Origin of the sequence: Enterovirga rhinocerotis (assembly GCF_004363955.1) — a bacterium.
Lineage (GTDB): Bacteria > Pseudomonadota > Alphaproteobacteria > Rhizobiales > Beijerinckiaceae > Enterovirga > Enterovirga rhinocerotis.
The window spans coordinates 487,789-500,258 of sequence record NZ_SNZR01000011.1 but is presented as its reverse complement, the minus strand read 5'-3'; the positions used below and the strand labels follow the sequence as shown (position 1 = coordinate 500,258).

Annotated in this window: 8 protein-coding genes and 1 tRNA gene; 7 read left to right on the top strand and 2 right to left on the bottom strand. The window is 71.1% G+C overall.

Annotated features, from left to right (window positions below):
* The first annotated feature begins 26 nt into the window (after positions 1-26).
* The 5 genes from EV668_RS02915 to modC all read left to right on the top strand — a co-directional run bounded on the left by EV668_RS02915 (position 27) and on the right by modC (position 8,268).
* Positions 27-1,037: an AAA family ATPase gene (locus tag EV668_RS02915; RefSeq protein WP_133768342.1), complete on the top strand. Its 1,011-nt coding sequence runs from the start codon at positions 27-29 to the stop codon at positions 1,035-1,037.
* Positions 1,038-1,046: 9 nt separating this feature from the next.
* Positions 1,047-1,964, top strand: coding sequence for a DUF58 domain-containing protein (locus EV668_RS02910; protein WP_133768341.1), 918 nt, complete (start codon positions 1,047-1,049; stop codon positions 1,962-1,964).
* Entirely contained in the window at positions 1,964-4,756 is a 2,793-nt protein-coding gene (locus EV668_RS02905) for a DUF4159 domain-containing protein (RefSeq protein WP_133768340.1), read from the top strand. Before EV668_RS02910 ends, EV668_RS02905 begins: the two co-directional genes overlap by 1 nt.
* A gap of 322 nt (positions 4,757-5,078) precedes the next feature.
* Entirely contained in the window at positions 5,079-7,151 is a 2,073-nt protein-coding gene (locus EV668_RS02900; RefSeq protein ID WP_133768339.1) for a hypothetical protein, read from the top strand.
* A gap of 16 nt (positions 7,152-7,167) precedes the next feature.
* On the top strand, positions 7,168-8,268 hold the full coding sequence (modC, locus tag EV668_RS02895) for a molybdenum ABC transporter ATP-binding protein (protein ID WP_133768338.1): 1,101 nt from the start codon (positions 7,168-7,170) through the stop codon (positions 8,266-8,268).
* A 106-nt stretch (positions 8,269-8,374) separates the two neighbouring features.
* On the opposite strand, the gene EV668_RS02890 is transcribed toward modC, so the two are convergent.
* Entirely contained in the window at positions 8,375-8,632 is a 258-nt protein-coding gene (locus EV668_RS02890; protein WP_133768337.1) for a hypothetical protein, read from the bottom strand.
* 86 nt (positions 8,633-8,718) lie between these two features.
* On the bottom strand, positions 8,719-10,011 hold the full coding sequence (murA, locus tag EV668_RS02885) for a UDP-N-acetylglucosamine 1-carboxyvinyltransferase (RefSeq protein ID WP_133768336.1): 1,293 nt from the start codon (positions 10,009-10,011) through the stop codon (positions 8,719-8,721).
* Positions 10,012-10,392: 381 nt separating this feature from the next.
* On the opposite strand from murA, the gene EV668_RS02880 reads away from it, so the two are divergent.
* Positions 10,393-10,467 (top strand) — tRNA-Thr (locus EV668_RS02880).
* Positions 10,468-10,985: 518 nt separating this feature from the next.
* On the top strand, positions 10,986-12,200 hold the full coding sequence (locus tag EV668_RS02875) for an ABC transporter substrate-binding protein (protein WP_133768335.1): 1,215 nt from the start codon (positions 10,986-10,988) through the stop codon (positions 12,198-12,200).
* The last annotated feature ends 270 nt before the right edge of the window (positions 12,201-12,470 follow it).

The following is a 12,470-nucleotide window of genomic DNA, read 5'->3' as shown; positions in this document are numbered from 1 at the left end:
CGGCGGATCGCGGCACGGAGTAGCCGATGACGATGGCAGCGGAGGCCCCGACCTCACTCGACGACGCCGTGGTGGCCCAGGCCGAAGCCGCGCTCGAGACGATCGGACGGGCACGCGAGGCGATCCACACCATCATCTTCGGGCAGGAGACGGTGGTCGACCTGTCCCTGGTGACGATCCTCGCGGGAGGACACGGGCTGCTCGTCGGCGTGCCCGGCCTCGCCAAGACGAAGCTCGTCGAGACGCTGGGGACGGTGCTCGGGCTGGATGCGCGCCGGGTGCAGTTCACGCCGGACCTGATGCCGTCGGACATCCTCGGCACCGAGATCCTCGACGAGGCCGCCGACCGGCGCCGCTCCTTCCGCTTCCTCAAGGGTCCGATCTTCGCCCAGCTCCTCATGGCGGACGAGATCAACCGCGCGAGCCCGCGCACGCAATCGGCGCTGCTCCAGGCCATGCAGGAGCATCACGTCTCCGTCGCGGGCGAGCGGCACGACCTGCCCCGTCCCTTCCACGTCCTTGCGACCCAGAACCCGATCGAGCAGGAGGGCACCTATCCGCTGCCCGAAGCCCAGCTCGACCGCTTCCTGCTCGAGATCGACGTCGGCTATCCCGACCGCGTCGCCGAACGCCGCATCCTGCTCGAGACGACGGGCGCCGAGGAGGCCAAGGCGCCCGCGGTTTTGTCGACCGACGCGCTGCTCTCCATGCAGCGCCTCGTCCGCCGCCTGCCCGTCGGGGACAGCGTGGTCGAGGCCATCCTCGACCTCGTGCGCTCGGCCCGGCCCGAGGGCGGCGCGAAGGAGATCGAGGGCAAGCTGATGTGGGGCCCCGGCCCCCGCGCGAGCCAGTCGCTCATGCTCGCCGTCCGCGCCCGGGCGCTGATCGAGGGGCGGCTCGCGCCCTCGATCGACGACGTGGTCGCCCTCGCCGAGCCCGTCCTGAAGCACCGCATGGCCCTGACCTTCTCCGCCCGCGCCGACGGCGACAGCGTGACCGGCCTGATCGGCCGTCTTTCGGCCCGGATCGCGGGCTGAGATGGCCACATGGCGCGAACCGAGGTCCTAGCCCGAGACAGCCGACAGCCGGGCCGGGCCGAGGCCGGGGCCGCGCTGACGCTCGCGGCCCGGATGCCGAGGCTCGTGCTGGAGGCGCGCCGGGTCGCGGCGAGCCTCGCCCACGGCATCCATGGCCGACGCCGGGCCGGACCGGGCGAAACCTTCTGGCAGTTCCGGCCGTTCGTGGCGGGCGAATCGGCGAGCCGTGTCGACTGGCGCCGCTCGGCCCGCGACGACCGCCTCTACGTGCGCGAGCGCGAATGGGAATCGCCGCATTCGCTCTGGTTCTGGCTCGACCGCTCCGCCTCCATGGCCTTCCGGTCGGACCTCGCGAACGCCCCGAAGAACGAGCGCGCCTTCGTGATCGGCCTCGCCCTCGCGGACACGCTCGTCGAAGGCGGCGAGCGGATCGGCCTCCTCGGCCTCGCCTCCCCCTCCGCCTCGCGCCGCATCGTCGAGAGGCTCGCCGAGACGCTGGTGGCGCATGACGGCGACCTCGACGAGGACCTCCCGCCCGCCATCGGCATCCCCCGGCAGGACGAGGCGATCCTGATCGGCGACTTCCTCAGCCAGCCCGACGACATCGCCGGCCGCATCGCCGCCATCGCGGCGCGCGGGGCACGGGGCCATCTCCTGATGGTGGTCGACCCGGTCGAGGAGAGCTTCCCGTTCGAGGGCCAGGCCGTGCTGCACGATCTCGAAGCCGGGCTGAGGCTGCGCATCGGCGATGCCGGCTCCTGGCGCGAGGCCTATCGCGAGCGCATGGCCGCCCACCGGGCCGCGCTCCACGCCATCGCGCGCCGGCACGGCTGGACGCTGACGCTGCACCATACCGACCGCCCGGCAAGCGAGGCGGCCCTCCGCCTCCTGACGCTGATCGCGGCGGGACGGCGGGAGGGCGCCTGATGCTCGGGCTGCCGCTCTCCTTCATGGCGCCGATGGTGCTGGCCGCCCTCGCCGCCCTGCCCGCGATCTGGCTGCTCCTGCGCGTGACGCCGCCCCAGCCGCGCCGCATCGACTTCCCGCCGCTCAAGATCCTCGCCGACCTCCTGCCGAAGCAGGAGACCCCGGCCCGCACGCCACCCTGGCTGCTGATCCTGCGCCTCCTCATGGCGACGCTTCTGATCCTCGCGGCGGCCGGGCCGGTCTGGAACCCCGGCGCGGCCGGCGGGACGGGCCCTCTCCTGCTCTTCGTCGATAACGGCGTTCCCGCCGCCCATGATTGGCGCGAGCGCGCGGCCTATGCCGAGGAGCGCGTCGCGGCGGCGGTGCGGGACGGCCGGCCCGTCGCGCTCGTCGCGAGCGCGGACAAGCCGGTCGCCATCGCGGCCTCGGCCCCCGGCGCGGCGCTCGAGCGCCTGCGGGCGATGAAGCCCCAGCCCTGGCTCGTCGACCGGAGCGCGCATCTCGACACGCTCCGCGCCTTCCTCGCCGCGACGCCCGAGGCCGAGATCGTCTGGATCGCCGACCGGACGGCGGGAATCGGCGACCAGGGCTTTTCGGCCGCCCTCGCCTCCGCGGCCGGCGCACGCACCGTCTCGGTGATCGCGGCGCCGCGCTCCGGCGCGCTGGCTCTCGCGGGGGCGGACAACGCCCCGGCGCAGCTCTCCGTGCGCATCGTCCGGGCCGAACCCAACGGGCGCGATGCCGGCACGCTCCGCGCGGTCGACCTCAAGGGCCTGCCGCTGGCCGACACGGCCTTCACCTTCCCCTCCGGCGCGACGGAGACGCAGGCGGCCTTCGCCCTGCCCATGGAGGTGCGCAACGCCATCGCGCGGATCGACATCCTCGGCGAGGCCTCGGCCGGTGCCGTCGCCCTCTTCGACGAGCGCGGCAAGCGCCGGCGCGTCGGCCTCGTCTCGGGCGCCAGCGCCGACCAGGCCCAGCCGCTGCTCGCGCCGACCTATTACATCGCCCGCGCGCTCGGCCCCTATTCCGACGTGCGCGAGGCGCCGGGCGGCGTCGCGGACGCGATCTCGACGCTGCTCGACCAGCAGATCTCCGTCCTCGTCCTCGCCGATGTCGGCACGCTCGACCGGGACACCCTCGCCAAGGTCACGGGCTTCGTCGAGAAGGGCGGCCTCCTCCTGCGCTTCGCAGGCACCCGCATGGCGGGCGGCAGCGACGACCTCGTCCCGGTGCGGCTGAGGCGCGGCGGGCGCAATCTCGGCGGCACGCTCTCGTGGGACGCGCCGCGCACCTTCGCCCCCTTCGGCCGCGAGAGCCCCTTCTACGGCCTCGGGCTGCCGGCCGATCTCGGCATCCGCCGCCAGATCCTCGCCGAGCCCGACGGCGAGCTCTCGCGCCGGACCTGGGCCGCGCTCGAGGACGGCACCCCCATCGTGACCGCCGACAAGCGCGGCAACGGCCTCCTCGTCCTCGTCCATGTCACGGCGGATGCGGCCTGGTCGAACCTGCCGCTGACCGGCCTCTTCGTCGACATGCTGCGCCGGACCGTCGCGCTGTCGGGCACGCAGGAGGCGGCGGCCTCCTCCGGCGAAGCCGCGCGCGACGTGCCGACCGTCGCCCCGACCCGGATCCTCGACGGCTTCGGCGCGTTCTCGCCGCCGACCGCCGATGCCCGCGCCGTGCCGCGCACCTATGCCGAGCGGGCGCGCCAGGAACATCCTCCCGGCTTCTACGGACCGCCGGATTCGGCCATCGCCGTCAATGCCCTCGTCGCCGGGGACAGGCTCGCCCCGCTCGATCTCGGGCCGCTCGGCGGCACCGTGCATCCGCTGGCCAAGGCCGAGACCGTCGATATCCGCGGAGCGCTGCTCACGGCGGCGATCCTGCTCCTCCTCCTCGACACGCTCGCCTCGCTCTGGCTCGGCGGCCATCTCGGCCGTGCCCGCATCGGGCGCCGGCCGGCCGCCGCGGCGGCCCTCGCCATCGCCGCGATCGGCCTTCTCGCCTGCGGCACCGGTGGCGCCCTCGCCCAGGACAAGGCCGGCGCGAAACCCTTCGACGCGGCCCTCGTGACCAAGCTCGCCTACATGGTGACGGGCGACGGCGCGGTCGATCAGATCAGCCGCGCCGGGCTCACCGGCCTGTCCCAGGCCCTCGCCAGCCGCACCGCCATGGAGCCGGGCGACCCGGTCGGCATCGACCTCGCCCGCGACGAGCTCGTCTTCTTCCCGATCATCTACGTGCCGATCGTCGCGGGCCGCCCGCCCCTCCCCGAGGCGGCGATCCGCAAGCTCGATTCCTTCATGAAGAACGGCGGCACCGTCATCTTCGACACGCGCGACGCGATGAGCGCCCGCCCCGGCGGCCAGCCGACGCCCGAAGGCCAGGCGCTGCGGCGCATGCTGGCGACGCTCGACATCCCGGAGCTCGAGCCGGTCTCGCGCGACCACGTCCTGACCAAGACCTTCTACCTGCTGGACGCCTTCGTCGGCCGCTACGCCACCGGCCAGACCTGGGTCGAGGCGCTGCCGCCGGCCGCCGAGGGCGAGCGCCGCCCCGCCCGCGCGGGCGACGGCGTCTCCCCCCTCATCATCACCGCCAACGACCTCGCCGCGGCCTGGGCCGTCGACCGGGCCGGGGAACCCATGTTCCCGACCGTCGGACCCGACCTGCGCCAGCGCGAGATGGCCATCCGCGGCGGCGTCAACATCGTGATGTACACCTTGACCGGCAACTACAAGGCCGACCAGGTCCACGTCCCCGCCCTGCTCGACAGGCTCGGGCAATGAGGGCGGCGCTCATTTCACCCTACCCTGGCGACGGGCCGGGAAGATCGCGCCTGCCGGGTTCCGCCGGCTCAACCCTCCCCCCGCTTGCGGTGGGGAGGGCGGACTCGCGCGAAGCGCGAGCCGGGTGGGAAGCGGCTCAGCCTGCCGGGAGGTCTGGATGCCCGCGTCGGCGTCCCCCCACCCCGGTTCGCGCCTGCGGCGCGACTCGGCCCTCCCCGCCGCTTCGCGGGGGGAGGGAAAGCGCACGCCCGCCAGCGACGCATCTCGTCCGTCGTTGTGAAGGGCCCGGCGACTCTCCGCAGAAGCAGGCGGGCTCGCGCCGATGCTGACCCTGTCCTTCACGCCCTTCGTCCCGCTCTGGGCGCTGATCGCGATCGGGCTCGTCGCGCTCGCCTTCGCCGTGGTGGCGATCCTCTCGCGGGGGCCGGTCGCGATCATCCGCGCCCTCGCCCTCGCCATCGTCCTCGCGGCCCTCGCCAATCCCTCCCTCGTCCAGGAGGAGCGCGAGCCCGTCCGCAGCGTCGTCGCCGTCGTCACGGACCGCTCGACCTCGCAGACCCTCGCCGACCGCGCCGCCATGACGGACCGCGTGCGCGAGGAGGTCGAACGGCGCCTCGGCACCCTTCCCGATCTCGACATCCGCTTCGTCGAGGCCGGGGAGCAGGAGGGCGAGGACGGCACGCGCCTCTTCGCCGCCCTCGGCCGCGCCCTCGCGGACGTGCCGCCGGACCGTCTTGCGGGCGTGATCGCGATCACCGACGGCGTCGTGCACGACATCCCGGCCGATCTCTCCGAACTCGGCTTCAGGGCGCCGCTCCATGCGCTCGTGACCGGCCGGCCCGGCGAGCGCGACCGGCGCATCGCGCTGATCGAGGCGCCGCGATTCGGCATCGTCGGCAAGGACCAGACCATTCGTGCCGAGGTCTCGGAACGCGGCGGCACCGGGACGGCGCAGGTCACGATCCGCCGCGACGGGCAGTTCGTCCGCACCCAGAATGTCCGCACCGGCACGCCCTTCAGCGTGACGATCCGCCTCGACCATGGCGGGCCGAACGTCGTCGAGATCGAGGCGGAGCCCCTGCCGGGCGAACTGACCCAGGCCAATAACCGCGCCGTGGTGACGATGGAGGGCATTCGCGAGAAGCTGCGCGTCCTCCTCGTCTCGGGCGAGCCTCATCCGGGCGAGCGCACCTGGCGCAACCTCCTGAAGTCGGACGCCAATGTCGACCTCGTCCATTTCACCATCCTGCGCCCGCCGGAGAAGCAGGACGGCACGCCGATCAACGAATTGTCGCTGATCGCCTTCCCGACGCGCGAATTGTTCCAGCAGAAGATCAAGGATTTCGATCTCATCATCTTCGACCGCTACGCCAATCAGAGCGTCCTGCCCTCGACCTATTTCGACAACATCTCGCGCTACGTGCGCGAGGGCGGCGCGCTCCTGATCGCGGCGGGGCCGGAATTTGCGAGCCCGGCGAGCCTCGCCCGCACGCGCCTCACCGCGATCCTGCCCGGCACCCCGGACGGGCAGATCCTCGAGGAGCCGTTCCGGCCGAAGATCACACGCGACGGCGAGCGGCATCCCGTCGCGCGCGACCTGCCCGGTTCGGAGAGCGATCCTCCGGCCTGGGGCAGCTGGCTCCGGACGATCGGCGCGAATATCCGGCGCGGCACGAGCGTGATGGCGGGAGCCGGCGAGCGCCCGCTCCTCGTCCTCTCGCGCGAGGAGAAGGGCCGCGTCGCGGTGCTGCTTTCGGACCATGCCTGGCTCTGGGCGCGCGGCTACGAGGATGGCGGACCGCATGTCGATCTGCTGCGCCGTCTCGCCCATTGGCTGATGAAGGAGCCGGCGCTCGAGGAGGAGGCGCTGCGGGCCACCGCCGCCGGGCGGGAGATCCGGATCGAGCGCCAGACGATGGGCCGCGAACCCGGCGAAATCCGCGTGACCTCGCCCTCCGGGCGCGAGCAGACCACCGGCATGGCGGAGGCCCGGCCGGGGCTGTTCCGGACCGAAGTGAAGGCGGGCGAACTCGGCCTGCACACGATCCGCTCCGGCGACCTCATCGCCTTCGCCAGCGTAGGCCCGGCCAATCCGCGCGAACTCTCCGACGTCTTCTCGGATACCGAGCGGCTGCGTCCGCTCGTCGAAGCGACCGGCGGATCGGTGCGCCGCGTCGCCGCCGAGACCGGCGCACCGACCGTCCCCCGCATCCAGATGGTGCGCTCGGGAGCCCGCGCGTCGGGCGCCGACTGGATCGGGCTCCGCCCGAGCGAGGCGGCCGTGGTGCGCGGCGTCTCGGTCTATCCGCTCGGCCTCGGGCTCCTCGGCCTTGCGGGTCTCCTCGGCCTCGTGCTTCTGGCCTGGGTGGTGGAAGGCCGCCGCCGGCGCGCCTGAACGGGGACGCAGGACTTTGACTCTCGCCGTCGACATCCGGCACGCGCAAGGCGGCTTCCTCGCCGAGATCGCCTTCCGCTCGAGCGGGCGCCTGACCTGCCTGTTCGGCCGCTCGGGCGCCGGCAAGACGACCCTCGTCAACGCGATCGCCGGCCTCATCCGCCCGCGCGAGGGACGGATCGCCGTCGGCGACACGGTGCTGCTCGACACGGGGTCCGGCGTCTTCCTGCCCAAGCATCGGCGCCGGGTCGGCTACGTCTTCCAGGAGGGGCGCCTCTTCCCGCACCTGACGGTCCGCCAGAACCTCCTGTTCGGGCGCTGGTTCACACGCGGCGAGAGCGGCGGCCCCGATCTCGGCACCGTGGTCGAGCTCCTCGGCATCGGCCATCTCCTCGCGCGGCGACCGGGGACGCTGTCCGGCGGCGAGAAGCAGCGCGTCGCGATCGGCCGCGCCCTCCTGGCGCGCCCGCGCCTCCTCCTCATGGACGAGCCGCTCGCCGCGCTCGACGAGGCGCGCAAGGCCGAGATCCTGCCCTATATCGAGCGCCTGCGCGACGAGGCCGGAGTGCCGATCGTCTACGTGTCGCATTCGGTGGCGGAGGTGGCGCGGCTCGCCGACATGGTCGTCGTCCTCGATGGCGGCCGCGTCGCCGCGACCGGGCCGGCGGCTGAGGTTCTCTCGACGCCGCGGATCGAGCCGCTGGCCGAAGACCCGCGCTCCGGCGCCGTCCTCGCCGGCACGGTGGTGGGCCGCGAGGAGGCCTACGGCCTGACCCGGGTCGCGACGGAAGCGGGCGATCTGCTCGTGCCGGGCCTGCGGCCGATCGGCGGATCCGTCCGCCTGCTCGTGCCCGCCCGCGAGGTGATGGTGGCGACCGAGCGGCCCACGGGCATCAGCGCGCTGAACGTCCTGTCCGGCGAAGTGGCCGGGATCGAAGCGGCGCGGCACGATGCGGCCTCGGTCGAACTGCGCATCGCCTGCGGCGACGCGCATCTCCTCGCGCGCGTCACGCGGAAATCCGTCGACGATCTCGGCCTGTCGCCGGGCCGGCCCGTCCATGCGCTCGTCAAGTCGATGAGCTTCGAGACCGCCACGGGCGAGCCGCCGGGGGCGTGAGCCCGGCGCGGCACAGGCTTCGTTCGGTCGATTCCACTGCCCGCATCGTGCCGGGGAGCGACGGAGGCGCGTGTCGAAGCACGCACCCCACGGCGCAGTGCGGCCGCTACCGCGTCGGCAGGCGGGTGAAGGAGCGGACGATCTCCGCGCCCTTGCTGCTATTGGCGACGATGCGGGTGAGATCGTCGTGGACCCGCTCGATGCCCTTCGCGGCCTGCGACAGCTCGGCCTGGTTGTCGACGAGAAGATTGCGGAGATCGCCGAGCGTCATCGTCAGCTCGGCCAGACGGCGATAGATGCCGATCGCCGTCAGCAGAAGTCCTATTCCGATCGCCGCGAGCGCGACGAGGATGATCGGGATCACCAATTCCGGCATGATCCCGAGAATGCGCCGCCGCTCCTGCCGAGGCAAGGTCAGGACGGCGCGATTCCGGGTTCGCGCGAGCGGCTTTACGCCGCGCGCAGGCGCTCGATCTCCGCGCCGCAGCGCGACAGCTTGGCCTCGAGCGCCTCGAAGCCGCGATCGAGGTGATAGACGCGGTGGATCTCCGTCTCGCCCTCGGCCGCGAGGCCCGCGATGACGAGGGACACCGAAGCCCGCAGATCCGTCGCCATGACCGGGGCGCCGGTCAGCGTCTCGACGCCCTCGACCAGGGCCGCATCGCCGTCGAGCCGGATATGCGCGCCGAAGCGGGCGAGCTCCTGCACGTGCATGAAGCGGTTCTCGAAGATCGTCTCGCGGATGCGCGAGGTGCCGTCCGCCCGCGTCATCAGCGCCATGAACTGGGCCTGGAGGTCGGTCGGGAAGCCGGGGAACGGATCGGTGGTGACGTCGACGGAGCGCAGCTTCGCCCCGTTCCGGCGCACCCGGATGCCCTCGTTATTCGCCTGGATGTCGACGCCGACCTCGGACAGGATGTCGAGCGCGCTCTGCAGGTATTCCGGGCGGGCCCCTTCGAGCAGCACGTCGCCGCCGGTCATCGCGACCGCCATCGCGTAGGTGCCGGTCTCGATGCGGTCGGGCATCACGGTATGCGTCGCGCCCCGGAGGCGCGAGACGCCCTGGATCACGATCCGCGAGGTGCCGGCGCCGGAGACGCGCGCACCCATCTTGTTCAGGCAATCGGCGAGGTCGACGACCTCCGGCTCGCGCGCGGCGTTCTCGATCACCGTCTCGCCATCCGCGAGGGTCGCGGCCATCAGCGCGACATGCGTGCCGCTGACGGTGACCTTCGGGAAGACGATCTCCGCCCCCTTCAGGCCCTTCGGCGCCTTCGCCTGGACATAGCCGCTCTCGATCTCGATCGAGACGCCGAGACGCTCGAGTGCCATGATCAGGAGATCGACCGGGCGCGTGCCGATGGCGCAGCCGCCGGGCAGCGAGACGGAGGCCTCGCCGAAGCGCGCGATGAGCGGGGCGATCACCCAGAAGCTCGCCCGCATGCGGGAGACGAGTTCGTAGGGCGCGCGCGTGTCGATGACGGAAGAGGCGTCGAGCAGGATGGTCTGGCCTGTCTCGGAGGTCTGGCCGGGGCGCTTGCCCGTGACGGTGTGGTCGACGCCGTGATTGCCGAGGATGCGCAGCAGCAGCCCGACATCGGCGAGGCGGGGCACGTTGCGCAGTTCGAGCGTCTCGCCGGTGAGCAGGCTCGCGATCATGAGCGGCAGCGCCGCGTTCTTCGCCCCCGAGATCGGGATGCGGCCCTCGAGCGGACGGCCGCCCTTGATCCTGATCCTGTCCATCAATCCTCCTGACGGGGTTCCGTCGGTCGCCGGGGAGCCGAATCGGACGCCGTCGATCCGTCCGCAGGCCCAGCCGGAGCCGTCGCCCAGGCGCGCGCCTGGGCCTTTCGTCGCTTCAGGTTTTCCCGCAGCGCCGCCTTGAGGCGGTCGCGCCGAGCCGTGTCGTGTTCTTGCATGGTCCGGCGATCCGGGACCGGCCCCGCTTTGCCAAAGTCGGAATCTAGGCGCGGGAATCGGGGCGCGATAGGGCTTGGCGGCAACACTCCACCGGCAAATCCGCGCCGGCCGGCCGATCGTCGGACATCACGGTTGCGCGCCGCGAGCCCATCCTCTATTCAGCCCCCCACCGCGACGCGCCCCCTAGGCCGCGCCGGTCAGCATGCTGCGGTAGCTCAGTGGTAGAGCACTCCATTGGTAATGGAGAGGTCGAGAGTTCAATCCTCTCTCGCAGCACCAGCCGCCTGGTTGATCCCCTCGGAAACATCGCTCGCCCGGCCAGGCCGCGCGGCACGGGATGATCGGCCCATAACACCTGGATCGCACGCCGAGAGCGCAGCGCTCCCGCCCACCGTCGCGGAAGGGCCGCACCGAATCGGGCACTCGGCCCAACCGACGACTCTCTCGATCGCCCGATCGTATCCCGCGCAACCGAGCCCATCGGCCATCGGGAGCCTCGCCGAGGCGTGACCGTGCGACATGCGGATGCCGCCTGCCTTCCCGACGATGACGCCTCGCGTCGACCGAGCCGGCAGGGGAAAGCAGGCCCATCACAAATACTGAACAATCCTTGAGATAATTGCATTTGCGAGCCCGCGCCCACGCCGACTAACGTCCATCCTCGCCTCTACTCGGGCAAATCCTATGGGGCCCCTGCCTCCGAACACGAACTACGCGAATGCAGAAGACACAAAGCAACAGTATTTCAGAACAAATACAAAAAGATCATCAGAAAAATACTATCGGGAGGATTCGGAATGGCACGAGCTTTATCGGCTGCAGTATTATTTTTTGGTCTGATCGCTTCCGGAAGCGCTCAACAGCCCAAACTGTCGGACGACATGGTCAAGATCGGCGTCCTGTCGGAAATGTCCGGCGTCTACGCCGACATCTCGGGCGTCGGCATGGTCGAGGCCGTGAAGATGGCAGCCGAAGATTTCGGAGGCTCCGTCCTCGGACGGCCGATCGAGATCGTGTCGGCGGATCATCAGAGCAAGCCGGATATCGCATCCTCCATCGCCCGCCGCTGGTGGGACGTCGAGAAGGTCGACGTGATCACCGACATCGTCGGGTCGGCGAATACTTTGGCGGTCATGGCCATCGGCGCGGAGCGACAGCGCATCGTGCTCGCGACCAACGCGGCTTCGGCCGAAGTCGCGAATTCGCGCTGCACGCCCTATGTCGTCCAGTATCGCAGCGACACCTACGCCATCGCGAGCAGCACGGCGCGCGGGATTCTGGCCCAGGGCGGCGACAGCTGGTTCATCATCGGAGCGGATTATACGTTCGGCCGCACGCTCGCCAAGGATATCTCCGACATCGTCACGTCGTCGGGCGGCAAGGTCGTCGGCAGCACGTTCCATCCTCTCGGCACCACCGACTATTCGTCCTACATCCTGGCCGCCCAGAATTCCGGAGCGAAAGTCATCGCCTTCGCGAATGCCGGCACCGATTTCATCAACAGCATGAAGGCCGCCCAGGAGTTCGGCCTCGGCGTCTCCGGCAAACAGCGCATCACCGGCCTTCTGGTCTTCGTGAGCGACGTCAATGCCGTCGGCCTTGAGAACATGAAGGGACTGGTGCTTGCCGCCGACTTCTACTGGGACATGGACGAGAAGAGCAGATCCTTCTCCGAACGATACTTCAAGCGCCTCGGAAAGATGCCCACCCTGACACATGCCGGCACCTACTCCGCCGTCACCAATTACCTCAAAGCCGTCCAGGCCACGGGCACGGACGACGCGGATGCCGTCATGAAGCACCTTCGGGCGTCGACGTTCGACGATCTGTTCGCCCGCAACGGCAGGCTCCGGCCCGATGGGCTCATGGTGCACGACATCTTCCTCTTCCAGGTGAAATCACCTGAGGAAAGCAAGCGGCCCTGGGACTTCTACAAGCACATCGGAACGGTCCCGGCGGACGAGGCCTATCGGCCGCTCTCGGCCAGCACCTGCAAGCTCGTTCCGCGGTAGCTCTGCGCGTCGCGGGCGGCCTGCAGCCCGCAGGGGGAGCCGAGCCGTCCGAGGGTCGCGAGAGGCTGGCCGTGGCAATCCTCCTCTCCGGCCCAGCGACCTCGCTCGGCGGCATCGACTCCTGCCGCCATCGCTGCGGCCGCTGTGCGGATGCCGGCCGAGCCCGATGGCTCGGAGCCGGCTGGCGAGATCGGCCGCGTCATGGCACGATGCGGCGATGGCGAACACATCCCTGGCCATCGCGATGACGGCACCGGCCCCGGCCCATAC